Source organism: Nostoc sp., from assembly GCF_036917455.1.
Lineage (GTDB): Bacteria > Cyanobacteriota > Cyanobacteriia > Cyanobacteriales > Nostocaceae > Nostoc.
The window spans coordinates 1-24,336 of the sequence record NZ_JBALDK010000017.1; the positions used below are offsets into that span (position 1 = coordinate 1).

Annotated in this window: 19 protein-coding genes, 1 tRNA gene and 3 pseudogenes; 10 read left to right on the forward strand and 13 right to left on the reverse strand. The window is 40.7% G+C overall.

Features of this window, described 5'->3' with window-relative positions; genetic code table 11:
* Positions 1–154 precede the first annotated feature (154 nt).
* A pseudogene (locus V7K42_RS01065) lies at positions 155–379 on the forward strand (endonuclease domain-containing protein); the annotation flags it as partial.
* Here the strand turns inward: V7K42_RS01065 and V7K42_RS01070 are convergent.
* The 7 genes and pseudogenes from V7K42_RS01070 to V7K42_RS01095 form a co-directional block, all read right to left on the reverse strand.
* Entirely contained in the window at positions 371–1,984 is a 1,614-nt protein-coding gene (locus tag V7K42_RS01070; protein ID WP_334912724.1) for an NAD(P)H-quinone oxidoreductase subunit 4, read from the reverse strand. The pseudogene V7K42_RS01065 and the gene V7K42_RS01070 overlap by 9 nt on opposite strands.
* A 583-nt stretch (positions 1,985–2,567) precedes the next feature.
* Positions 2,568–2,638 (reverse strand) — tRNA-Cys (locus tag V7K42_RS01075).
* A gap of 421 nt (positions 2,639–3,059) precedes the next feature.
* Positions 3,060–3,569, reverse strand: coding sequence for a hypothetical protein (locus V7K42_RS01080; RefSeq protein WP_334912726.1), 510 nt, complete (start codon positions 3,567–3,569; stop codon positions 3,060–3,062).
* A gap of 30 nt (positions 3,570–3,599) precedes the next feature.
* Positions 3,600–4,511: a homoserine kinase gene (thrB, locus tag V7K42_RS01085; RefSeq protein ID WP_334912728.1), complete on the reverse strand. Its 912-nt coding sequence runs from the start codon at positions 4,509–4,511 to the stop codon at positions 3,600–3,602.
* Between the two features lie 190 nt (positions 4,512–4,701).
* Positions 4,702–4,866 (reverse strand): annotated as a pseudogene (locus V7K42_RS28875) (type II toxin-antitoxin system RelE/ParE family toxin); the annotation flags it as partial.
* Between the two features lie 225 nt (positions 4,867–5,091).
* Complete coding sequence (locus tag V7K42_RS01090) at positions 5,092–6,780, reverse strand: NAD(P)H-quinone oxidoreductase subunit 4 (RefSeq protein ID WP_334912730.1); 1,689 nt, start codon at positions 6,778–6,780, stop codon at positions 5,092–5,094.
* A gap of 124 nt (positions 6,781–6,904) precedes the next feature.
* A complete protein-coding gene (locus V7K42_RS01095) occupies positions 6,905–7,624 on the reverse strand; it encodes a response regulator (RefSeq protein WP_094331395.1) in 720 nt (239 codons plus the stop codon).
* A gap of 294 nt (positions 7,625–7,918) precedes the next feature.
* On the opposite strand from V7K42_RS01095, the gene V7K42_RS01100 reads away from it, so the two are divergent.
* The gene (locus tag V7K42_RS01100) at positions 7,919–9,013 is read left to right on the forward strand and encodes a hybrid sensor histidine kinase/response regulator (protein WP_334912732.1); all 1,095 of its coding nucleotides are present in this window, start codon (positions 7,919–7,921) and stop codon (positions 9,011–9,013) included.
* A gap of 252 nt (positions 9,014–9,265) precedes the next feature.
* On the opposite strand, the gene V7K42_RS01105 is transcribed toward V7K42_RS01100, so the two are convergent.
* On the reverse strand, positions 9,266–9,448 hold the full coding sequence (locus V7K42_RS01105) for a CsbD family protein (protein WP_334912734.1): 183 nt from the start codon (positions 9,446–9,448) through the stop codon (positions 9,266–9,268).
* A 338-nt stretch (positions 9,449–9,786) separates the two neighbouring features.
* On the opposite strand from V7K42_RS01105, the pseudogene V7K42_RS01110 reads away from it, so the two are divergent.
* The 3 genes and pseudogenes from V7K42_RS01110 (at position 9,787) to V7K42_RS01120 (ending at position 13,134) form a co-directional block, all read left to right on the forward strand.
* A pseudogene (locus V7K42_RS01110) lies at positions 9,787–10,426 on the forward strand (Uma2 family endonuclease).
* A 104-nt stretch (positions 10,427–10,530) separates the two neighbouring features.
* A complete protein-coding gene (locus V7K42_RS01115; protein ID WP_334912736.1) occupies positions 10,531–12,480 on the forward strand; it encodes a DEAD/DEAH box helicase in 1,950 nt (649 codons plus the stop codon).
* 66 nt (positions 12,481–12,546) lie between these two features.
* On the forward strand, positions 12,547–13,134 hold the full coding sequence (locus tag V7K42_RS01120; RefSeq protein ID WP_334912754.1) for an HNH endonuclease: 588 nt from the start codon (positions 12,547–12,549) through the stop codon (positions 13,132–13,134).
* Between the two features lie 144 nt (positions 13,135–13,278).
* On the opposite strand, the gene V7K42_RS01125 is transcribed toward V7K42_RS01120, so the two are convergent.
* The 4 genes from V7K42_RS01125 to V7K42_RS01140 all read right to left on the reverse strand — a co-directional run bounded on the left by V7K42_RS01125 (position 13,279) and on the right by V7K42_RS01140 (position 16,759).
* Positions 13,279–13,629: a DUF1257 domain-containing protein gene (locus V7K42_RS01125; protein ID WP_012407317.1), complete on the reverse strand. Its 351-nt coding sequence runs from the start codon at positions 13,627–13,629 to the stop codon at positions 13,279–13,281.
* 140 nt (positions 13,630–13,769) lie between these two features.
* Entirely contained in the window at positions 13,770–15,281 is a 1,512-nt protein-coding gene (gene ycf46 / locus V7K42_RS01130; protein WP_334912738.1) for a stress-responsive protein Ycf46, read from the reverse strand.
* An 87-nt stretch (positions 15,282–15,368) separates the two neighbouring features.
* Entirely contained in the window at positions 15,369–15,722 is a 354-nt protein-coding gene (locus V7K42_RS01135; protein ID WP_334912740.1) for a hypothetical protein, read from the reverse strand.
* A 245-nt stretch (positions 15,723–15,967) separates the two neighbouring features.
* Positions 15,968–16,759: an FHA domain-containing protein gene (locus V7K42_RS01140; RefSeq protein WP_334912742.1), complete on the reverse strand. Its 792-nt coding sequence runs from the start codon at positions 16,757–16,759 to the stop codon at positions 15,968–15,970.
* A 224-nt stretch (positions 16,760–16,983) separates the two neighbouring features.
* On the opposite strand from V7K42_RS01140, the gene V7K42_RS01145 reads away from it, so the two are divergent.
* The 5 genes from V7K42_RS01145 (at position 16,984) to V7K42_RS01165 (ending at position 23,521) form a co-directional block, all read left to right on the forward strand.
* On the forward strand, positions 16,984–17,514 hold the full coding sequence (locus V7K42_RS01145) for a hypothetical protein (RefSeq protein ID WP_334912745.1): 531 nt from the start codon (positions 16,984–16,986) through the stop codon (positions 17,512–17,514).
* 278 nt (positions 17,515–17,792) lie between these two features.
* A complete protein-coding gene (locus V7K42_RS01150; protein ID WP_094331401.1) occupies positions 17,793–18,947 on the forward strand; it encodes an NAD-dependent epimerase/dehydratase family protein in 1,155 nt (384 codons plus the stop codon).
* A gap of 12 nt (positions 18,948–18,959) precedes the next feature.
* Positions 18,960–19,490: a DUF4291 domain-containing protein gene (locus V7K42_RS01155; protein ID WP_334912747.1), complete on the forward strand. Its 531-nt coding sequence runs from the start codon at positions 18,960–18,962 to the stop codon at positions 19,488–19,490.
* A gap of 120 nt (positions 19,491–19,610) precedes the next feature.
* Positions 19,611–20,741, forward strand: coding sequence for a glycosyltransferase family 4 protein (locus tag V7K42_RS01160; protein ID WP_334912749.1), 1,131 nt, complete (start codon positions 19,611–19,613; stop codon positions 20,739–20,741).
* A 182-nt stretch (positions 20,742–20,923) separates the two neighbouring features.
* On the forward strand, positions 20,924–23,521 hold the full coding sequence (locus V7K42_RS01165; RefSeq protein WP_334912751.1) for a GAF domain-containing protein: 2,598 nt from the start codon (positions 20,924–20,926) through the stop codon (positions 23,519–23,521).
* A 69-nt stretch (positions 23,522–23,590) separates the two neighbouring features.
* Here the strand turns inward: V7K42_RS01165 and V7K42_RS01170 are convergent, their stop codons facing one another.
* A complete protein-coding gene (locus tag V7K42_RS01170) occupies positions 23,591–23,866 on the reverse strand; it encodes a DUF7219 family protein (protein WP_334912753.1) in 276 nt (91 codons plus the stop codon).
* Positions 23,867–24,336: the final 470 nt, after the last annotated feature.

Consider the following 24,336-nt stretch of genomic DNA (forward strand, 5'->3'; position numbering starts at 1 on the left):
CAGAATATGAATTAATAGTAGATAGCTACGAACAAGCCAGAGAGAGACCTGGAGATAATGATGAGCAAGAAAAATATTTTTCTGGAAAAAAGAGTTTATTATTAAATGGGAGCGCAAGATTAAAAATAAAGGTAATGCTGTTTATTAAATTTAGCTGCGTAGCAGCTTAGAAAGGGCGAAAGAACTTCGTAAAAATATGACCCCAGCAGAAAAAAAGCTGTGGTATAAATATTTTATAAATTTTCAATTTCGGGTTTTAAGACAACGACCGATTAATCATTTCATAGTTGATTTATATTGCCCTACTTTAAAAACAGTGATTGAAGTTGATGGAGATAGCCATTTTACAGATGAAAGTCAAGATTATGATCTAGAGAGAAATGTTAATCGAATTTTCAACTTGAGAATTAGCCACTGTTGGTGTTGTAAAAATCTGCAAGTACAAACTTGACGGTTGCTGATGAGCAACAACTGGTAGAACTTGACGAGCATGGGCGGCTAATTCCACTGCCTTCACATCATAAGTCTGCGTTGCTAATTTGGGATAGAAACCAATTCCGATGATTGGCAGCAACAAACAAGCGGTAATAAATATTTCGCGGGGTTTAACATCAGATATTACAGCATCCAAGTGTAACTCTTGATTTTGCTCACCGTAGAATACTTGACGCAGCATCGATAGTAAATAAATCGGTGTCAAAATCACGCCCACTGCTGACAGCAGCACAACTACAATTTTGAAGCTGGAACTGTAAACATCACTGGTGGCAATACCGAGAAATACCATCAACTCACCCACAAAACCACTCATTCCGGGTAAGGCGAGAGAAGCCATTGAACCAATGGTAAACAGAGCAAAGGTTTTAGGCATTACCTTGGCCATTCCGCCCATTTTATCCATCATCAAGGTGTGGGTGCGATCGTAAGTCACGCCAGACAGGAAGAACAAGCTAGCAGCAATCAACCCGTGGGAAACCATCTGTAACACTGCACCGCTGATACCTAGTTCTGTGTAAGAGGCAATCCCAATCAGCACAAACCCCATGTGGGCAATTGAAGAGTAAGCCAAGCGCCGTTTGAGATTGGTTTGAGCGAAGGCACAGCAAGCACCGTAGACAATGTTAACCACACCCAAAATTGCCAGCACTGGGGCAAAAGTCACATGGGCATTGGGCAACATTTCCACATTGAAGCGAATGAGGGCATAACCACCCATTTTTAACAACACACCAGCCAAAATCATCGAACCGGGCGCAGATGCTTCACCGTGGGCATCAGGTAGCCAAGTGTGTAAGGGGAAAATCGGCAGTTTTACACCGAAGGCAATCAGGAAACCTGCGTAAACCAACAATTCCAAGGTTTTTGGGTATTCTTTCATTCCCAGAGTCGCCATATCGAAGGTGACGGTATCTCCAGAAAAGACAAGTGCAAAACCGGCAATCAAGATAAATATTGATGCGGCGGCGGTGTAAAGAATGAACTTGGTAGCTGCATAACGGCGGTTTTGTCCTCCCCAGATGGAAATCAGCAGGTAAACCGGCACTAACTCGATTTCCCACATTAGAAAGAACAGCAGCAAATCTTGGGCGACAAATACGCCAATCTGGGCGCTGTACATCGCTAGCATCAAACCATAAAATAATCGCGGCTTGGTGGTAACTTTCCAAGCCGCGAATATTGCGAGAGTATTTATTAAGCCTGTTAGAAGCAGTAAGGGCATCGATAAACCGTCAACCCCCACAGCCCAATGCAAACCTAGTTGCGGTATCCAAGGATAGTTTTCTACAAATTGGAGTCTTGAACTCTGAAAGTCGTATTTATACCAAAAGGCATAAATCATCAGTGCAAAGTCAGCGATCGCAACTCCTAGACCATACCAGCGAACAGTTCTACCTTCTTTGTCTGGGATCAGGGGGATGGCTAAGGCAGCCACCAAGGGTAAGAGGATTATGGCTGTTAACCAGGGAAATTCAATAGCGTTCATCACTTCTGACAATTAATCTGCCTTTTCGCTTATCGTTACATTATATTAAGTACTTTTTACTTTTGTAAACATTGTTTATCTTTAAAAGATTAAATTTTGAATATTGATAGGAACATATACTTGTAAAAGGTTATATCTTCAGAGTAAATAAGAATAAATACTTATCGATTTTTACTGTTTCCATTTTAAATGTAAACTTTTGCAACGTCAATAAAAAACGCTAGCTAAAGCCACCATTACAAACTCGTTACATTTTATAGAACATTTTTGAGTTAGAAACAATCCTCAAACCTATGCAGGGTAAGTAAAATACACCAAGTACTCAAAAATGGCTGAAATTCAGCTATGGCAATATAGAAAGCAAAACGATATCAAGGTCTATCTGTATTAGGACAGGAACATCCCTCTTTGGCGAAAACATCAAATAGCGAGTGTTCCGTTAAGGTAATTACCCCACTATGGTGTTTGGCAATTATGAACCATCTAGTTTTATCCCAGTTGAGGGTTTTGGCTGCTTTTTATTTGCTATAATATACAGCAAAACCCTTGTGTTGCAAGGGTTTGTGAAAATAATTAGTTAAAAAGGCGGCACCCGGATTTGAACCGGGGGTGGAGGTTTTGCAGACCTCTGCCTTACCACTTGGCTATGCCGCCACATTGACACTATCAAGCCTTTCTGCTTACCGCTTAATAGCTTAGAGAGCTGAAGAGGAGCCAGTAGCCTCAATTTTATAATAGTACCACAAGATTGCGAGGCACAGATAAGTTGGCATTGATAATTAATAGCTTTTGTAAAGCATCCTCAATTTCCACCCCCGAAAATGCGATCGCTAGGTATTGAACTTTCTCGCCTCATCTCCCACTGGGAAAAATGCCCGATACCAATTTTGCACAGCTAACTGAGAAACCTTGTGCCCCTACTTCTCTAGCAACTACCCCGCTTTAAAAGTGCAAAATCTTGCGTCATAGGTTCAAGTCTCTTGATATGGACGATTTTAGCAACTGTCTTGTCATATCAAATGATTCTTGAAAAAGTCAATGTTAATAAAGTATTTCTAGTTTAGAAATGCTGGCATTAAACAATCCGGTTGACAATTGTCCATACTTCCCCATCGTAGCGGACATAAGGAACGGAGATTGTCTTGAAGCCAGTAATAAACGGTTTGTAATAAATCCGCCAATACATTGGACTCAGTTCATTAGCACAATGTTTTAGGAGACGGACTTCTGTTGCCAGTTCACTTGCTAGTTGATTAATGCGTTGAGCATGAACCTGTGCCACTTCTTTGGCTTCTTCTAGCTCTTGCTGTAAGATAAGTTCTTTTGATACAACTTGCGATCGCACTAACTTACCTTGTTTTTGTTTGATTTGGTTTTCTAGGGCGGCGATTGCAGCATCGATGCCCTGGAGTTCAATTGATAATTGGGCATTTTCTCTGGCTTGACGGCGGTAAGCTTCCACCATTGCCTGGGGTGAATCATCCTCGCTAGAGATGACATTATTTATAGTGAGTGCAGCGCGTTCTTCTAGGAGAATCTGAATTTGAGAGTTAAGCGCCGCCATTTCAGCCTGAGTTTGCTCCATAAACCGAGTTTTAAGTGCTGAGTAAAATTATTAAAAGCTTTTTGCGCCTTGGGTATCTAGAGAAAGCGATCGCACCTCGGCTGTAATTCCTTCTTCTTGCCAGGCAGCTAACATCGCCGTTTCCACAGCTTTCGAGTGTAATTTATCCGCCAAAGCTAACAGTGTCGGCCCCGCACCACTAATTACCATACCATAAGCACCAGCACTAACGGCTGCAATGTTGAGAGCATCATAACCAGGAATCAAAGCTTTACGATAGGGCTGATGCAACTTATCTTGCAAAGCTGTCTTTAACCATTGTCCGTTACCAGTTTCCAAGCCGCGCAACAATAACCCCAAATGTGCTGTATTGAAAATCGCATCGGCGCGACTCACTTCAGTTGGAAGAACGCCGCGTGCTTTTGAAGTGGAAAGTTCAAAATCAGGAATAGCCACAACTGGTACAACATCTTTATGCCAGGGAACATCACAAATTTCCCAACCTGCGCCACTGGTAGCAGCGAGACGACATCCTCCCAGCAAAGCTGGAACTACATTATCAGGATGTCCTTCCATTGCGATCGCTAACTCCATTACCTGCGACTGAGAAAGAGTAGCACCCTCAAGTTCATTAGCAGCAAGCAACCCACCAACAATTGCTGTCGCTGAACTACCCAAACCCCTCGCCAAAGGAACGCCTAACTTAATCTCTATTTTCACAGCCGGCGGTGTCTGCTCTATATGTTGATAGAACTTGACAAAGGTTTGGTAAAGGAGATTATTCTCATCAGTTTGGACTCGTTCAGCTTCTGTACCAGTGACATGAATAGTTAGCCCACCTTCTTGGCGAGTGAACTTAAACTCGTTGTACAGCTTTAATGCTGCACCGATGCAATCAAAACCAGGCCCCAAATTCGCAGTTGTGGCGGGAACGGTAACAGTTACACCAGAAATAACAGACATTGCTAAAACTCACTAAGGAACGTGGATTAAATAAAGTGTAAAAGTAGGGTGTGAAAGCGTTGCGTAATGCACTATTCTCCGTTCCATCAGAATTACAGGTTATTAAGTTTGCATTCCTAATCATCAACCAGCATCTCATGTAAGTGGTTGATTTACTCATAAGTTATCGTAGTCCAATGTTGCTTCTGACTTAATCCTTAATCTGTATCCAGTGTATCCAATGGTTTTTTCCATGAATCACTGCTGCAATAGTTACAGTGTCAACCTGAATTCGATAGATGATTCGATAGCTGTATACAAACTTCTCCCTAATAGTATCATCGCCAAACTCTGGTACTATAGAGGTTGGACTTTTTATTTTGTCGTATTTATAGCCTGATGTTTAGTTCATTAATAAAGCAATTGAACGCTCTAGTCGGGTGTATAGTCCACTATTAACATTAATATAACTTCAGTATTTCATTGATAGCCTACCCATAGTGATAAGCTATCAACACCCTATTTTTCCTCAGAAAAATACCTAAAAGTTATCGAAATTAGCGATCGCTCTTTTCCACAGAAGCAATAGATTTCAAAAAGCTTATTTCAAAGTTCCCAAAACGGGCGCTACCTCAACCTCTGAAATTTGCGGAACCAATAATCGATTAGCAAAAATCTGGGGATTTGTTTGCGAAACTATAGCATAAGACTGGCGAAGATTAGCATTCACTGCGACGGTCTTCACGTCGTACATCTGCATGGCCATTTTGGGATAGAAACCAATACCAATAATCATCAGCAGAAAACAGGCAGCGATAAACACTTCACGCGGTCTAGCATCGTCGTAGACTGCATCCTCTGGCACGAGGCAGTCTGTACCAAAACAAACTGTTCCTTCATCTTCTTGATTTTCCGAACCTGCATTATTAATGTCGCATAGGAGTGCTGCACCTTTACCATAAAATACCTCTCGCACCATGGAAAGTAGATAGATAGGTGTGAGGATGACTCCAACGGCGGCGAGAAAAACCGTGACAGTGCAGAAAGTCGAACTGTAAATGTCACTGCTTGTCATCCCAACAAATACTGATAGTTCACCAGCAAAGCCACTCATACCAGGAAGTGCTAGGGATGCCATCGCCCCAATTGTAAACAAGGCAAAGACTTTGGGCATAGCTTGACCAACACCGCCCATATCTTTCATGACCATTGTGTGGGTGCGATCGTAAGTAACGCCTGCTAAGAAGAACAGCACCGATGCAATCAAACCATGCGAAATCATCTGCAACATCGCACCGTTGATTCCCAAATCAGTAAATGAGGCAATGCCAAGCAGTACAAACCCCATGTGAGAAATCGACGAATAAGCCAAACGCCGCTTCATATTCGTTTGAGCAAAAGAGTTTAATGCACCATAGATAATGTTGACAACACCCAGAATTGCTAGAACAGGTGCAAAGTAAATATGTGCATCGGGGAGTAGTTCAAGATTCAGCCTAATTAGTCCATATCCACCCATTTTCAGCAACACACCAGCCAAAATCATCGATACAGGAGAGGAAGCTTCGCCGTGGGCATCAGGCAACCAGGTATGCATGGGGAAAACAGCAAGTTTGACACCAAATGCAATCAACAATCCTGCATAAAGTAGCAGTTGTAGACCAAGGGGATATTCATTCTTGGCGAGGGCAGTTATGTCAAATGTCATATCACCACCGCCATATAACCCCATTGCTAGGGCTGCCACCAAAATAAATATAGAAGCTGCTGCGGTATACAACAAAAATTTTGTAGCCGCATAACGCCGTCTTTGCCCACCCCAAATGCAGACTAGTAAGTAGACGGGAATCAGTTCTACTTCCCACATAATGAAAAATAGCAGCAAGTCTTGGGCAACAAATACCCCTACCTGTGCTGAATACAGCACTAGCATTAAAAAATAGAAGAGGCGGGGGCGGCGATCGACTTGCCAAGCTGAAAAAATCGAGAGTGTGGTGACAAATCCTGCTAGCAGCACAAGTGGCGCTGAAAGTCCATCAACTGATACCGCCCAGTTTAAACCTAACTGAGGCATCCAGGCATAATTTTCAACCATTTGAAAACTAGCACTGCTGGCATCGTAATGCTTCCAAAAGGCGTAACACATCAGGGCAAAGTCTGCAATACCTACACCCAGTGCATACCACCGCACGCGTTTGCCGTCTTTATCAGGTAGCACAGGGATGAGCAGGGAGGCAACGAGTGGTAGCAAGACAATCGCGGTAAGCCAGGGAAATTGATCCGCTATCATGTATATAAGGAAAAATACTTATTTGTTCGTCAATTATGTCATTTTACTAAACTGTGTAACAAGTTCTTAACAAATCTTTGTACATGTGATGCTTTTGACCATAAACGACTACAAGTAAGTATATTTACGGTACTAGTCCAGCCCGCAAAGCACGGACAGCAGCCTGTGTCCGGTCAGCCACACAGAGTTTATTGAGAATACCCCGAACATGAGTTTTGACAGTACCGACTGTTAAATAGAGCCTTTTAGCGATTTCTGCATTGTCACATCCAGCGACAATCAACTCTAAAACATCCATTTCCCGGTGAGTTAAAGGATAGCTGACTATACTTTTCTCAGTATCTGGGTCAATACCTTCAATCAAGACCCTTTTTCCAGATGCTCCCCTGTTACCATCGGGGAAATCTTGACGTATTTGTTGTAGTACAAGGTCTGCGATCGCCGGATCGATCCATGAGCTACCTGCATAAGTTGTTTGCACAGCCTCCACTAGTTTCTCCGTTTCGATATCCTTCATACAATAAGAATCTGCACCTGCTGCAAATGCTGCTAAAACTGCCTGTTCGCTATTCTGCATCGTTAAGATTAGCAGTTTTGTTGTGTAGTCTTCGTTCTCTGCTTGATACTGCCGAAAGGTGCGTGTTAGCTCAATCCCATCCATGTCAGGCAAACCGATGTCAATAGTAGCAACATCTGGCTTGAGACTTTTCAGAAGCTTGATGCCGTCGGCTGCATTGGCTGCTTCACCAACAATGTTAAACTCTGGCTGGGTTTGTAAGGCAGACCGTAAACCGATTCTCGTCAGATTGTGATCTTCAATCACGAGGATTTTGATTTCACTCATAGTTGCTTAATTTTACTGTTATCTATCTCAAGTACAGATTAAAATAATCTCATTCTTCTATTCGGTATCTTATACAAAAAGCAATGCTCTTGGTATTATTTACTGAATTTCATCTACCATTAGACATAAATAACCTTATATTGTAAGCCTTTCTAAGGCAAGAGTGTTGGTATAACAATATAATTCAGCAAACTTGAAAGGAAAATTTGAATCCTTAATTCATCTTAGCGCTGGTGATGTAAGCTATGACTAGATTTGCTAGGGATAGCCAAGCACTTCTTTTTTTATTTAGCCATGTCTTTAAGTAAAACTGTCAAAAAAGATAAAATTCTCGTTGTCGATGATATTTTTGATAATCTACTAGTCTTAGAAGCTGTCCTAGAAGATGAGGACTATGAAATTAGCTTGGTAGAAGATAGTAAAATTGCTCTGGCTATGGTTGAAGAGTCACCACCAGACATAATTCTCTTGGATGTGATGATGCCGGAACTCGATGGCTATGAATTTACTCGACGCATCCGACAGAATCAGGCGTTGCCATTTATCCCTATTCTGCTGCTGACGGCTCACTATGAGTCTAGCGTTGTGGAAGGACTTGATGCTGGTGCAGATGACTTTATTCGTAAACCATTCGATCCTGATGAATTACATGCACGAGTGCGATCGCTCCTGCGCCTCAAGCATAGTATCGACGAACGAGATCAGATGGCTAACCTCCGGGCTGATTTTGTCTCGCGTTTTACTCACGATCTACGTATACCGCTAGTAGCCTCCAACCGCGTCTTAAAATTATTGCTAGAAGGCAGATTTTGCGAAGTTTCGCCACAATTGCAAGAAATAATTGATACCATGATTGGCAGTAATCAAGACCTGCTAGAAATGGTAAATACTTTGCTAGAAGTTTATCGTCATGAAGCAGGCTGTAAAACTTTAAAAATTTCTCCCTGCAATATTCAGGAATTAGTTAGTGAAGTTTTCCAAGAATTAACTCCCTTAGCTGAGGAAAAAGGATTAACTGCAAATATTGATAGAGGTGAAACTACAATCACTATCATGGCCGATCGTGTAGAACTGCGGCGAGTTTTAACAAATCTTATCGGCAATGCTATCAAATTTACAGACAAAGGTTCTGTAGATATTCACTGTCATCTCACTCCGGCAAATGTGATTATTGATATCCAAGATACAGGACCAGGAATTTCCAAACAAGACCAAGCAATATTATTTGAGCGATTTCGCCAAGGAAAACACCAGCGTTCTGGTAGTGGTTTGGGATTATATCTATCTCGTTGCATTATTGAAGCACATCAAGGCACAATTGATGTGACATCTGAACCCGGACAGGGTAGTAGATTCACTATCCGTCTACCTGTAGCAAGCGAAAACTAAAAGTGGGGACATTTTACAACCAAAAATAGTGTTCACAGACAAAATCTGTGAACACTATTTCAATAGATAGGTATTCTTGATAATGAGTGACTTATCTTTTTTTTACTATAATTTGGCCAATACTTTTCCATCAGTTAGAATACAAGGCGGGTGTTGCCTCTTCAGAGATAAGACACAGATTTAAGAAAGCGAGAAGGTTTAGTAAATAATTATTTCACCTAAACCTTCTTTATAAATTAAGTTCAGCCTATTCTAATCTAAAGTCTTTTTTACTTCATCTTTGATATTTTCAGCAGTGTGGCGGACTTGAGCTTCAGCTTGTTTAGCTTTACCTTCAGCTTTATCGTTAGGATTGCCAGTTACTTCGCCAATCGCTTCTTGTACTTTTCCTTCTACGTTTTTAGCAAAGGCTTTTGCTTTATCTTCAATACTCATCTGCTTTTTTCCTAAATATGTTAATGATTGATTAGTTATTGCTTGCTAATGAAGCATTGCAATGTTTATAAATTACTTTTAGACAAGTTTTAATTCTTCTATCTGACGATGTTTTTATTAAAAATATTGTTGTCCGTTATATATAGTTATTTAAAGATTAAATTCATCTTAGAGAATTTAAATAATATCCAAAAGATAGAAAAGAATGATTCTATTTTTCTATCTTTTGGTAAAATAACTTCCTACCTTAGCTATGCAAGACTACAGATACGTAGTTTTAATTAGCGGTTAAGAAGTACTCATATAGTTAAAGCAGGTGAAGTAGCCACAAAGCAATTTTGACCACCAACTTACCTGTAGCCACAGAAATTGTACCAATGGTTTTGCAATTGCAACCTGCGATGTCTACGACGGGCTACGCCTACGCACTAACCGAAGACCAGTTTTATGAGTTTTGTCAGCTAAACCGCGATTTTCGCATTGAACGTAATGCTGTGGGAGAATTAGTGATTATGCTCTTTACTGGTTCCGAAACCGATCAACATAACTTCGACATTATTGTTGGGTATTTGGACAAAGCAAGATGGTACAGGTGTAGGGTTTGGTTCCAGTGGTGGGTTTACTTTGCCTAATGGTGCGGTGCGATCGCCAGATGCAGCGTGGATAAAACGCGATCGCTAGGAAGCCATACCAGCAGAACTGCGAAAAAAGTTTGCACCGATTTGTCCTAAGTTTGTAATTTAATTGCGTTCTGAGAGCGTAGTTTACCGCCGTAGGCATCGCTTGCAAGTTTTGCAAGACAAGATGCAAGAGTATATAGATAATGGTACGCAACTTGGTTGGTTAATTGATAGAAAACAACGCCAAGTTTTTATTTATCGTCCTAATATTACGGTTGAAGTATTAGATAATCCTAAAACCCTTTGCGGTGAACCGTTGCTACCTGGTTTTGTTTTGGATTTAAGTCAGGTTTGGTAAAGAATAAATTTCAAGGTATGATAATTTGAAGTATACATTATGGGCAAACTAACCTAGTGGTCAAATTATTATCACTAGGTAAAACCGAATCGGACAACACCATTATGTACGAACCTATCAATCTTGATCAATTAAGAGATCAATCTGCTAACTACCACTCTAAAACAGCTTTCCAGCATCAAATTGAAGCATTTGAAGCCCTAAGTAAAACGTTTAAATTTGGTAGTGAAATACCTGGTAGTGGAATTTTAGTACTTCCTACAGGTGCTGGTAAGACATTTACGGCTGTCAGATGGTTATCTGACCATGTAATCCCTAAAAATATTAAAATTCTTTGGTTAGCTCCTTCATTTTACCTGTTGGATCAAGCATCCGATACCTTTAAAAAAGGTGCTAGGGATATTCCAGAGCCGAAGAAGACGTTAAATATTCGGTGCGTTTCTAGTAATCCTTCTCATGCTAAAGCCTCATCTATACAAATGACTGATGATATTGTCATTATGACAATACAAACAGCTATCAATAATTTACATACTGATGCTGTAGATAGGATGGGTAATAAATTTGAGACAGCTTTCAGAAAATTTATTGATAGTTGTAGAGAAACAGGACTTTTTGTAGTAGTTGATGAAGCTCATCACTCACCAGCCTATGGTTGCAGAAACTTATTAATTGGTGAAAGAGATTCTGCTTTAGGACTTCGAGGATTATTTCCAAAATTAAATCTACTTGGTTTAACAGCTACACCAACATATAATGATCGGGCTAGGAGAGGTTGGCTTTGGAAAATTTTTGAAAATGAAATTATTTATGAAGCTCAAAAAGAAAGTTTAATATTACAAGGAATTTTAGCTAGACCTAAGTATATTGAAGTAGCAACTGGGAAAGAATTAGAAGTTGATGATAAATTATACGATCGGCTAGTTAAGCAACATCAAGACCTTCCAGAATCAATTATTGAAAAACTTGCAAGTGATCAACAGAGAAACAATTGTATCGTACACACTTATGTATCAAATAAAGATGCTTATGGGAAAACCATTATTTTTGCCGATCGTTGGTTTCAATGCGTTTATATAAAAGAAAAACTTCTCGAAAAGGGTATTAAAGTAGACGCAATTTATTCACAGATAGATGCCGATCCCGGCTCTGCTGAAGCACGAAACAAACGTACTCAGAGTGATAATCAAAAGATTTTGAATGAATTTAAGAATGGTAAGCTTGATGTTTTAATCAATGTACGAATGTTAACAGAAGGGGCTGATGTCCCTAGCATTCAGACTGTATTTATTACTCGTCAAACAACAAGCTCTATCTTGATGACTCAAATGATTGGTAGAGCATTACGAGGCGAAAGAGTAGGAGGTAGTGCTGAGGCGAATGTTGTTCTATTCTTCGATGACTGGAAACGTTTAGTTGATTGGGCTAACCCAAAAGATGGCGATACTATAGATAAACCAAAACTCTCTGTAAAAGGATATCATCCATTTGAATATATTTCTATTCGTCTAGTTGAGGAATTATCAAAGTCAATTGAGAGTGGTGGAGATTATCAAATAGTATTCTCAAAAATATGCCCTATTGGTTGGTATAAAACTGAAATTGTGTATGCTGACGCTGACGATAAACATGAATCAATGGAATCATTTACTGAATTTGTCATGGTATATGAACATACAAAATCAAAATTTGATTCATTTATTCTCTTTATTCGTTCTACAAACTTATTAGATGAATGGTCTAAAGAATATCTTGATGAGAAATGGATGCAGCCTCAAGTCCAACAATGGATAAGTGACTGGTTTGAACGCAAAACTAACAATATTGGTGAAAAGCTTGATTCAGATTTAATTAAGATTGTTCGCCACATTGCTCAAAATCAATCTGTACCTATATACCATCCATTTGACGAAAGAGAACTGTATGACTTAGATAAAATTGCTTATAAAGTCATTGATTTTTACCCTCGCTTAAAACATGAATATTTAGACAAAGAGTTTTCCAAATCTGAGACATTGTGGAAAGTTTTTTATAAAAGCTTGATTCGATTTTAAACAGCAGTTGACGCAGCGATTATAAACATTATTTATCAGCCTACACCTCAATCTACTCTACCTCTCATTAATCCATTAAAAACAGAAGATAGAGAATTAAGCGAAGCAGAAAAAGTTAAAGTTAAAGAAAGAGATGGTTATGCTTGTCTATGTTGTGGAGTCAATACCAAAAGTAAATTACAAATAGATCATATTAAACCGTTTTCTATGGGTGGCAAAACTTCTCTAGAAAACTCACAAACCTTGTGTGTTATGTGCAATAGATTTAAAGGCAAGAATGAAATTGATTTTCGGTGTAATACAACAAAATTGAGTATTCCTAAAAAGCTGGATTTATCATTTAGAACAGAAAGTCAAAATGCTATAAGTCAAACATTACCACGCTTTGATTCCCCGGTAGGATATTTAACATTTAGAACAGAAAGTCAAAATGCTATAAGGACTTTAACAAGAATAGTTAATTTATTTTACCATTGCAAAGCAGTTTACAAAGTTAATTGGGCAGTACGCCCTTACGGGTACAACATATATTTATACCCTGAAAACAATCCTGAATGGTTACTTAAGCATAAAATAGAACTTCTCAAGTACATTCAAGATAAGCTTGATCCTAATGCTTACAACATTGAAATTAATACACAAGATAAAAGCTAAATTCAGGTTTAGCATTCAATACTTTACTTTCTATAAACCATTAAAATAGGGACTGAGAAATAAATTTCAGTCCCGATAAAAAAGCGGGTTAACCGCTATTTATATGGTTAACCCGTGCAGCTTTGGGAACGCGCAGAGAAATTGTTATTGCAATACCAACTTCACATTGGCGTTTTGCAGACCGCGCTGTTTTACTTCAGCCAAAGTTTTGTTAACGGCATACTTTTGGTTGATTGAGTTGATCAACTCGGTTTGGTTGTGCTTCTTAGCAACGCCCCACAGGTCAGCGATTAGGTCAAAAGAACCATCGCTGTTGCGAGACCAGCCGAGGTCATATTCGCCATCCAACATAGCTACGATGTCAGAACGGACACGCTGACCGTTATAACCACGGACATCAGCTTCAGTCTTTACGCTGATACCGAGGTCGCGTAAGGAAGCCTTGAGGATTTCGGCATCGGTGATTTTGGTACGCAGGGTGCTAAAGTGAGACATTTGGGTTTCCTCCAATGAGAAGATTGAGAAAAACGACAACGGTTTGTTTTGAGCGAAGCCGCGTTAGCAGGATGCGGCTTTTCTTATAACTGCTAGCATTTTCAGCTAGCCTTTCCCCCTGGGATGGCAGAGGAAAGCTTTTAAAACTCCATTCGCTGATATTCAGCTACGGAGGATGCTGCGGGGCGGGCGCGCTGTCTGGCCCAATCTCTCAGAGCCGTTACTTGTTCTTGCATCGTTCGAGACAGCGGCAATGTTGCCTTCAGTGCAGCAATAATATCTAGTTGGGTGAACTCCCTATCTTGGGCAAAAGCTTCATACATTGCCGCAACGATCGCTTGTTCAACTTCTGCTCCAGAAAAGCCATCAGACATCTTGGCTAGTTGCTCAAGATCGAATCGAGAGATGTCTTCACGGCGCTTGGTCAGATGAATATTAAAAATGTGTTGCCGTTCTTCTGGTGTTGGCAGATCGACAAAGAAAATTTCATCAAAGCGTCCTTTCCTCAAGAACTCGCCAGGTAAGCGTTCTACTCGGTTGGCGGTTGCCATCACGAACACTGGTGATTTCTTATCTTGCATCCATGTGAGGAAAGAGCCGAAGATTCTGCTTGAAGTCCCTCCATCAGAATCAGAAGAACCTCCACTACCAGCAAAGGATTTATCCAATTCATCGATAAACAAAATCGCTGGGGAAATAGATTCTGCTGTTTTCAGGGCGTTTCGCAGATTTGCTTCACTTCGTCCCACCATTGAGCCGTCGTAGACTCGGCCCATATCCAACCGTAGCAGTGGTAAACCCCACAACCGGGAAGTTGTTTTGGCAATTAGTGACTTACCGCAACCGGGAACACCGAGAATTAACATCCCCTTCGGTTGAGGCAAACCATACTCTCTCGCTCTTTCTGTGAAAGCGTTAGAGCGTTGCTTGAGCCATCTTTTTAACTCTTCTAAGCCACCTACTGCATCAATGGTTTCATCTTCTTCAATGTATTCTAAGATGCCATTGCGCCGAATTAGTTGCTTTTTCTCAGATAAAACGATATCTACCTCATCTTCCGTCAAACGCCCTGTAGTTACCTGCGCCTTTCGGTAGACTTTCTCAGCTTCATCTTTGGTTAGACCTAAAGCTGCTCTGAGAAGCTTTTCTCTAGCCTCTGTTGTCAACCGCCGACCACGATTTTGGTCTACGTGCTGAGTCAGTACTTTATTCAACTCTGCCATATCTGGCAGTGTAAAATCAATAACAACAACTTCTTTTTCTAACTCTATAGGTACTTGTTGCATTGGGGACATCAAAATGATGTTCTTTTGCGTACCTTTAAAGCTAGCGATCGCATCTCGTAACGATCTGTTTGTTGCTGGCGCATCAATAAAGGGGTGTAAATCTTTAAGAATAAATATACTTGGTTCTTTCTGCCGGATAATCCACTCAATCGCCGCCTCTGGAGACACGGTGTTATGTTGGGTAACATTCCGGGGTTGACCATACTCCACAATCCCGTGTGTTACTGTCCAAATAACTACTCGGCGCTGGGGCTTTAACAACTGGGCGATTGTGGAAACGGCTTGCTCGGCCCGCTCTTCCTCGGAGGTCACAAGGTAGATTAAAGGGTATTGAGCTTGAATTAGGATATTGAGCTCTTCTTTCATACTTCGACCTACTTGAGACCTTATAGAGACATTGCTTCTGGTAAAGACAACCGAATCATGAATGAATAGTTCATAATTCCTATCTATTTAGCAAGGAACTAACTCTTCCTCGCCCTTGGGATTGGTTTCATCTTCGTCCATTTCATTAATAGAAAGATGCTCTTGACCAACTACTCCTGGTTGATTGCCCAAAGAAACCAGTTCCCCATCACGTAAGACTAGCGAGCTATCACAAGTTGGGCATGAATAAACTCTATGAGTCCGCCCGAAAGAAGAATCTTCTAACTCGTCAACCAATTCTGAATGAGACAGGTAAAAACCAAGGGCGCGTTCGGCAAGTTCTGACATTGGTTCAGAATCTACTGCTGAACGAATCTTCAGTTTTCTGTGCAACTCTGGCGATAAATACAAAGTGACCTTTTGCTTAGTTTGCGTTTGCATATAACTCTTTAACGGTCTTACCCGGGTATGTATATCAACTTATCGGTTCTTCTATTGGTTGTCAAGACAGCAAAACGTTTTAACGCCACTTTTGTTACATTTGTTTACAACTAGGGTTGAAATGCTGTTTATTGAGTGATAAATCCCTGACGACAAACTTCTGAGAATTAATCAGGGTTTAGGATTCAAATTTTGAAACCTGAATGGAAATTAGCGATCGCTAATTAATGATTGTCTGATTGGGCTTACTTTTTAACTATTTGGAGTGTAAGCGGATTAAAGTTAAACACTTTGCCGGTTGTAAACAACTGATATCCACAGGAAATGCCAGCGAATGACACCAGCATAGAAAAAAGGGACACTGAGCCGATGACAACCCCACTGGCGAGAAAGAGAGCAATTCCGATGCCAATCAACACCCATCCGAGTTTGCGATTATCGCGCCCACCCCAATTTAGAGCTACTACACCTCCCATACAGAGCAAAATTCCAGGTGTGCTGCGTAAATAAACGCTTACACAAATGCTTGTACTTAAAAATGTAATGCCTGCGAGGATTAGTCCTAAACCAATAAGCTTACTGGCAAGGATTACTTGCTCTTCCTCTTCTTTATTGGTGGTAGGTGCTGTAATTTTTGTTGATGCAGAGTTTGGGGTAGGATTTTTTGTGGCAGATGCAGAGTGCTGCTGCACCCGAAACATGAAAGTTATTTTGTCTCCCTGCCCAAAGGAAACTCTGTCTTCTGGATGGAGTGGAAAAAAAATTTGAGGTTGAAGTTTCGCACCGTTAACATACGTCCCATTAGAACTGCCTAAATCGGTGATATGGTATTCATCCCCATTCACCCAAATTTGGGCGTGGATGCGAGATGCCACATCTGAATCTGGTAAGCCGGAAATATCAATATCTGGTGGTTTTTGGTCGTTTGGCTTACCAATACAAATTACAGAAAGATTTGGCGGAAATTGCAAAGATGTGTTGGTTTGGAAGTGAAAAAGCTCCAAAGCTGGTTTGCCTGTTTGAGATGCACTGTACATAAATTGTGTGATAAAGCACTCTTTATAAGCTTCTCTACTGAGAGCTTAAAAGAGAATGGTAAATATCCTGAAAGAATATTGAACTTTTAATGAGTGCTTTTTTAGTGCAAGGTTCGGTCAGAGAAATGTCGTCAACTCACTCGCAATTCATCTCACACTTTTGCTTCTCTACGAGACGCTACGCGAACGCGGTAAGATGTGAGCCTTCTTGCTGTTTAAGGTAAATGGCTACTGCTAATAAAATCTGTAGTTTGGGGCGAAGAATTTATCAGTTCGCCGCCAGCATTAGCGGGGTTATTGCCCTGTTAGTAGTTTTGTGGGGTTGTACTGCAAATGATTTTAACGCCGGAGCGATCGCATGGAAAACTTATAGCAACTCCCGTTATGGCTTTGAATTTCCATATCCGAGTAATTGGACTTCTTCAGCAGCCCCAGCAAATAGTGATGGAATTGCGTTTATTTCATTACAGGATAACTCAGTAGAAATTCGAGGATGGGCAAGTCATGATTTACCAAATTCGATTGTTACAGAGCAAAAGCCGTTAAAAAAGATAAAATCTAACTTTCAAACCGCCCAAGGAGTATCTGGGGTAATGGTTGTAGAGGTTGATAAAGATATAGGTTCAATGACACTGACACTAACTCAGAGTCAAGTAAAATACTATTGGCGAGGACGAAGCAAGAGCCAAAAATTTCAAGATTATTATCGTTTGTTTTATTACATTGCCCAACAGTATCGAATTCCGAAGTCCTGAGAGACGCGATGAATCGCGTCTGTACAAGAATTCCTCTAATTTTCCTTTATTTATCGTAAATAATAAGGGTTTAAGACCCCTACCTCTACAGGTAGCCCCAGTTTCAGTCGGGGTTTAAATCCCCGCCTGAAATTGTCTTGAATTTTGAATTTTGAATTTTGAATTTTGAATTGTTAATGCTGCTCCTGCGCCAAAAATCCACATTTCCCTCAGAATGATGATTGAGAGGGGACAAAAACCTGATAGATTTAGCTATCAGCGAGTAAAAACTGGTGAAGATGAAAGTCCTGGTTATTGGCGGTGATGGATATTGCGGTTGGGCAACTGCTCTTTACCTTTCCAATCGAGGTTATGAAGTTGGAATTTTAGATAGTTTGGTGCGGCGGCATTGGGATAATGAACTTGGTGTTGAAACTCTCACTCCGATCGCACTAATTCAACAACGTCTCCAGCGCTGGCAAGATTTGACAGGTAAATCTATCGATTTGTTCATCGGCGATATTACGAATTACGAATTTCTCAGCAAAACATTACATCAATTTCAGCCAAATGCCCTAGTGCATTTTGGCGAACAGCGTTCAGCCCCATTTTCCATGATTGACCGAGAACACGCAGTTCTTACCCAGGTTAATAATGTAGTTGGGACGTTGAACTTGTTGTACGCCATGCGGGAAGATTTTCCCGACTGTCATTTGGTGAAGCTGGGGACGATGGGCGAATACGGTACACCCAACATTGACATTGAAGAAGGGTATATCACCATTGAACACAATGGCCGCAAGGATACATTACCTTATCCCAAGCAGCCCGGTTCGATGTACCATTTAAGCAAAGTCCATGATAGTCATAACATTCACTTTGCTTGCCGGATTTGGGGATTACGGGCAACTGATTTAAATCAGGGTGTAGTTTATGGTGTCTTAACCGAAGAAACGGGGATGGACGAACTATTGATTAATCGGCTGGATTACGATGGTGTGTTTGGGACTGCACTGAACCGCTTTTGTATTCAAGCAGCGATCGCACACCCCTTAACTGTCTATGGTAAAGGTGGACAGACTCGCGGGTTTTTGGATATTCGGGATACAGTACGATGTGTGGAATTAGCGATCGCTAATCCTGCCCAAGCTGGGGAATTCCGCGTATTTAACCAATTTACAGAACAATTTAGCGTCGGTGAATTGGCATTAATGGTGAAAAATGCTGGTAACGCTATGGGATTGAAGGTAGAAATCAATCACTTAGATAATCCCAGAGTTGAGAAAGAAGAACATTACTTTAACGCTAAAAACACTAAATTGCTAGATTTAGGTTTACAGCCTCACTTGCTCTCTGATTCTCTACTCGATTCTCTGTTAAACTTTGCCATTAAGTATCAGAAACGAGTCGATCACAAGCAAATTCTGCCTAAAGTGTCTTGGCACAGAAATTAGGATAAACTCTGCGTGCGGCTGATAACAGAACCTTATTTAACTCAAGTCAGTAATTGGCCAAAAAATGGTCGTCATATCTTAGCACAATATGACGACCATTCAATTGTTGTTTACCAGGCGTATCGTCCCGCTATTGGTCACTTCGCCGCCACCTATGGTTATTTTGGTGGTGAATTTAGTTTTGACCGCATGAGTTGGATCAAACCTAACTTCCTCTGGATGATGTATCGTTCTGGATGGGGTACACAAAGTGGTCAAGAGGTGGTGTTAGCTATTTGGCTTAAGCGTTCGGCTTTTGAAGAGATTTTAGCGGCTGCTATTCATTCCAGCTACGTTCCAGAACTTTATCCTGATAAAAGTGGATGGCAAAGTGCATTGAAGCGATCGCAAGTCCGCCTACAATGGGATCCAGACCATCACCCAACTGGGACAAAATTAGAACGACGCGCTATTCAGTTAGGGTTACGCGGTCAAGTGCTAGCTACTTACGCCAAAGATTGGATTGTCAACATTGAGGACATTTCAGACTTTGTACAAAAATAGCGCCAAAACATTAAATTTGACTGTGCAGAGTTGATTACACCACAAGAGAAAGTCTATTCTGTGTTTGATAAACAAACGCAAACAAAGCTGGGATTATCTGCCTGGACTGAATAGTTTTTTATGAGAATTGCTCTATTTACCGAAACCTTTTTACCCAAGGTTGACGGCATTGTAACGCGCCTGCGCCATACTATTGACCATCTACAGCGTAGTGGTAATCAAGTACTGGTAATTGCCCCTGATGGAGGCATTACAGAACACAAAGGCGCTAAAGTTTACGGCATTACTGGCTTTCCTTTACCATTATATCCAGAATTAACAATGGCACTTCCCCGCCCCGCCATTGGTTATGTTTTAGAAGAGTTTAAGCCAGATGTGATTCATGTCGTGAATCCAGCCGTTTTAGGTTTAGCTGGCATATTTTACAGCAAAATCCTCAAAATCCCCTTAGTTGCGTCTTATCATACCCATTTACCGCAATATCTCCAACATTACGGCTTGGGGATGCTGGAAGGGTTTCTTTGGGAACTGCTCAAAGGCGCTCATAATCAAGCAGCTTTGAATCTGTGTACCTCCACAGTAATGGTAGAGGAACTGACAGCACATGGGATTGAGCGTATAGATTTATGGCAGCGTGGGGTGGATACAGAATTATTTCATCCCGATTTGGCTAATGTAGAGATGCGATCGCGTTTATCACAAAATCATCCAGAAAGCCCATTGCTACTTTACGTTGGGCGGCTTTCTGCTGAAAAAGAAATTGAGCGCATCAAACCAATTTTAGAAGCAATTCCCGAAGCGCGGTTAGCATTGGTTGGAGATGGCCCGCACCGTCAAGCACTGGAAAAACACTTTGCTGGTACAAATACTTATTTTGTTGGATATCTCATGGGGCAAGAATTAGGTTCTGCTTTTGCCAGTGCTGATGCCTTTATCTTTCCTTCCCGTACAGAAACACTAGGCTTAGTACTACTCGAAGCGATGGCTGCTGGCTGTCCGGTAGTAGCAGCCCGTTCAGGGGGAATTCCTGATATTGTGACAGATGGCGTAAATGGATATCTTTTTGAGCCTACAGCAAATGTTCAAGGAGCCTTAGCTGCTACTATTCGCCTCTTAGAACAAAAAGAACAACGAGACATCATCCGTCAAAATGCTCGTCAGGAAGCAGAAAGTTGGGGTTGGGCGGCGGCTACCAGACAGCTACAAGATTACTACCAAAAGGTTATATTTTCTCAACAGTTAACAAAATAGGGGAGTGAAGCTGGGGACGCAAAAAGAGATGAGGGAGACAATCGGGACAAGGAAAATAACCATGTCCCATGCCTAAAATCTAAAATTCCCATGACCTAAACAGATTCATGATACAAACCCTTAACTTATTTATGGGGGTTATTAATTTTGAATTTTGAATTTTAAATTCGGAGCGAAGCAACGTGACACTCCCCAACCCTGGTAGCGTCTTGGCTACATTAACTGAATTAACTCAAGTTAATCGCACTCACGCCTTACTGCGTCGTGTTAAAGACTTATCTGTTAATGAATTTGTTTGCTTACTTGACTTCATAACTGCTGAGTTCCAGCAATTTCTTAGAGCTATTGAACTAATCAATAATGAAGCTCTAGAGACTATGTTGGAGAAGGTACTAGAAGCTATTACACTCAAAATTGGTCAAATCCTACAAGCAGAACACACAGCTATCTTTTTAGTTGATTATGACAAAGGTCAACTGTGGTCAAAAGTTCCTCAAGATAATAGCCAAAAGTTCTTAGAAATTCGTACCCCCATTACGGTAGGTATCCCTGGTCATGTTGCTAGTACAGGTCAATATTTAAACATATCAGAAACTCATAGTCATCCCCTATTTAGCCCAGAACTTGAAAAACAAATGGGCTATAAAATTCATAATATTTTATGTATGCCTGTTATCAGTAGCAAAAACCATACTGTAGCAGTAGTACAACTGGCTAATAAAACCGGAAATGTTCCGTTTAATCATGATGATGAAGAACGTTTCCGAGACTTTGCCGCTTCTATTGGGATTATTCTGGAAAGCTGTCAATCTTTTTATGTAGCCGCTCGTAATCAACGAGGTGCAACGGCTTTGTTGCGGGCGACTCAGACATTAGGGCAAAGTTTAGATTTAGAAGCAACTTTGCAGATAGTCATGGAACAAGCTCGAATTTTAATGCAAGCAGACCGCAGTACACTGTTTTTATATCGTAAAGATATGAGCGAACTTTGGACAAAAGTTTCGGCAGCAGCAGATGCTACAAACTTGTTAGAAATCCATATTCCCGCAAACCGTGGCATTGCTGGCTATGTAGCTTCCACTGGCGAAGCCCTAAATATTTCCGATGTCTACAAAGACCCCCGCTTTGACCCAAGTACAGATAGAAAAACTGGTTATGTGACTCGCAATATTTTATGTTTACCAGTATTTAACTCTGCAAACGAATTAATCGGTGTAACGCAATTAATTAATAAGAAACAAAGCAGTTTTACTGCTTCTGATGAAGAGTTTATGCGGGCTTTTAATACCCAGGCAGGAATTGCCTTGGAAAATGCTCGTCTCTTTGAAAATGTGTTGTTAGAAAAACAATATCAAAAAGACATTTTGCAAAGTCTGTCAGATGCGGTTATTTCTACAGATATGGCAGGTCAGATTGTCACGATTAATGATGCAGCACTGGAGCTATTAGGTTGTCCGATAAAAAACACTAATACCAAAAAAAACAAGCTTTTGTGGGAACAAAATTTGATTGGTCGCTTTGTTTGGGAAGTTGTACCGATTGAAAACCTTCAAATGCGACTAGAAGATAGTTTAAAAACTGGAGCTAAACATTATGTGCCTGAACAAAGTTTGATAGTAGGAGTTTCTCAAGTTAAGAGTGAGGAGTTAGGAGTTGAAAGTGAAACTCAACACTCAAAATTTATAACCCAGGACTCAATATTAGCAGTACGCGATCGCACCAACCCCGATGTGTTCATTCCCTGGAATCTATCCCTCACTCCCCAATCTGAGTTTCTCACCCCTGATGAAGTGCAAACATTAGAACGCAGTACGAATCTCACTGTCAACCCTCTAACTAACCCAGAAGGCGGTGTCCGGGGTGGTTTGGTGGTATTAGAAGACATCAGTCGGGAAAAACGGATGAAAACTACTATGTCCCGCTATTTAACGCCCCATGTGGCTGAACAAGTTATGGCACTAGGGGAAGATGCTTTAATGGTGGGTGAGCGCAAAGAAGTAACCGTCTTGTTTTCGGATATCCGGGGCTACACAACACTTACGGAAAATCTCGGTGCAGCTGAGGTGGTATCCCTGCTCAATCAGTATTTTGAAACAATGGTGGAGGCTGTTTTTAACTACGAAGGCACTCTCGATAAATTTATTGGTGATGCTTTAATGGCAGTATTTGGTGCGCCGCTACCACTGACAGAAAATCATGCTTGGAGAGCCGTACAGTCAGCATTAGATATGCGACAACGCTTAGAGGAATTTAACCAGCGACGAATTATCCAGGCGCAGCCACAAATTCATATTGGCATTGGTATTAGTTCTGGGGAAGTGGTTTCGGGTAATATTGGTTCGCGCAAACGGATGGATTACACCGTGATTGGAGACGGCGTAAATTTAAGTTCGCGCTTAGAGGCAGTAACTAAGGAATATGGTTGTGATATTATCCTAAGCGAATTTACTTATCAGCTTTGCAGCGATCGCATTTGGGTACGCCAGTTAGACAAAATTCGAGTCAAAGGAAAACACCAGGCAGTTAATATCTACGAATTAATTGGCGATCGCAATATTCCCCTAGATGCCAACACCCAAGAGTTTTTGTATCACTATGATACTGGACGCGCTGCCTATTTATCGCGCAATTTCTCACAAGCGATCGCTTGTTTTGAAGCCGCCAAATGCATCCAACCCCAAGACCAAGCTGTTGATATTCATCTAGAACGCACGCGAAATTATTTGCAAAAGCCGCCCTCAGAATCATGGGATGGTATTTGGACAATGCTTACTAAGTAATTTAGTCATTGGTCATTGGTCATTGGACATGGGTTATTGCCCTTATCTTTTTATCCCCGCCTCTCAACTTCAACTTTTAACCTCTCCCTCGTCATCTTGAAACGGATCTTCACCAATTCGTAGCTCTTTTTTTGAGTGTTTCAACTGTTTCCATAGATCCCTTATTTGTTTGTAAGCTTCACCTGGAGGCAGTTTTCCACCTGTTTCTAAGTTACAAATGTAGCTGACGCGTTGAGCAAATTCCTGTAGATTCGCATTAAAGACCAAGTTTTCTGGCTTTACCTGACCGTAGTAGCGACCACGAGGGTAAAGAAAATCATCTTTATTCACTATTTTGTTCTCCATTGATTTAATTCACCTTTTATTTGAATGTCTGAAGCTGAATCTCTAGCTACCTCTATCTTTACTTTCCTAAAACTGGGGGAAACCAAATCATCCAACTCTTTTTCTAATTGATGATGCAGGAATTAGTTGATTCAGATTTTGACACTAGGGGGTAAAGCTTAAAATACTTTTGTTGTAAAGGTTACACAAATAAGTTTCTACTAAAGTTACTGGAGAAAATATTTGATTTTCTTCCCAGGTATCAGCTATTTATCTCATCTTAATTTATGAAGTTCAAATTGGAATTAACTTCAGTCTAAACCCTGAGCTATTAACCGGTAAAATATACACAGTATAATTACTTAAAAAATTTTAGTAAATATAAATACAATTACAAATTTTAAACTACTTAAATAAACATACTGGATAGCAAAGTTAATTGTCCTCTGTTAAAAGTTAGATATTTAGTTGTGAATATTTAGCAATTAACT

What these genes read in the sequence shown, in the direction of transcription:
- V7K42_RS01070 (WP_334912724.1), bottom strand. Translation starts at nt 1,984, where the DNA reads ATGAACGCTATTGAATTTCCCTGGTTAACAGCCATAATCCTCTTACCC.
- V7K42_RS01080 (WP_334912726.1), bottom strand. Translation starts at nt 3,569, where the DNA reads ATGGAGCAAACTCAGGCTGAAATGGCGGCGCTTAACTCTCAAATTCAG.
- thrB (WP_334912728.1), bottom strand. Translation starts at nt 4,511, where the DNA reads ATGTCTGTTATTTCTGGTGTAACTGTTACCGTTCCCGCCACAACTGCG.
- V7K42_RS01090 (WP_334912730.1), bottom strand. Translation starts at nt 6,780, where the DNA reads ATGATAGCGGATCAATTTCCCTGGCTTACCGCGATTGTCTTGCTACCA.
- V7K42_RS01095 (WP_094331395.1), bottom strand. Translation starts at nt 7,624, where the DNA reads ATGAGTGAAATCAAAATCCTCGTGATTGAAGATCACAATCTGACGAGA.
- V7K42_RS01100 (WP_334912732.1), top strand. Translation starts at nt 7,919, where the DNA reads ATGTCTTTAAGTAAAACTGTCAAAAAAGATAAAATTCTCGTTGTCGAT.
- V7K42_RS01105 (WP_334912734.1), bottom strand. Translation starts at nt 9,448, where the DNA reads ATGAGTATTGAAGATAAAGCAAAAGCCTTTGCTAAAAACGTAGAAGGA.
- V7K42_RS01115 (WP_334912736.1), top strand. Translation starts at nt 10,531, where the DNA reads ATGTACGAACCTATCAATCTTGATCAATTAAGAGATCAATCTGCTAAC.
- V7K42_RS01125 (WP_012407317.1), bottom strand. Translation starts at nt 13,629, where the DNA reads ATGTCTCACTTTAGCACCCTGCGTACCAAAATCACCGATGCCGAAATC.
- ycf46 (WP_334912738.1), bottom strand. Translation starts at nt 15,281, where the DNA reads ATGAAAGAAGAGCTCAATATCCTAATTCAAGCTCAATACCCTTTAATC.
- V7K42_RS01135 (WP_334912740.1), bottom strand. Translation starts at nt 15,722, where the DNA reads ATGCAAACGCAAACTAAGCAAAAGGTCACTTTGTATTTATCGCCAGAG.
- V7K42_RS01140 (WP_334912742.1), bottom strand. Translation starts at nt 16,759, where the DNA reads ATGTACAGTGCATCTCAAACAGGCAAACCAGCTTTGGAGCTTTTTCAC.
- V7K42_RS01145 (WP_334912745.1), top strand. Translation starts at nt 16,984, where the DNA reads ATGGCTACTGCTAATAAAATCTGTAGTTTGGGGCGAAGAATTTATCAG.
- V7K42_RS01150 (WP_094331401.1), top strand. Translation starts at nt 17,793, where the DNA reads ATGAAAGTCCTGGTTATTGGCGGTGATGGATATTGCGGTTGGGCAACT.
- V7K42_RS01160 (WP_334912749.1), top strand. Translation starts at nt 19,611, where the DNA reads ATGAGAATTGCTCTATTTACCGAAACCTTTTTACCCAAGGTTGACGGC.
- V7K42_RS01170 (WP_334912753.1), bottom strand. Translation starts at nt 23,866, where the DNA reads ATGGAGAACAAAATAGTGAATAAAGATGATTTTCTTTACCCTCGTGGT.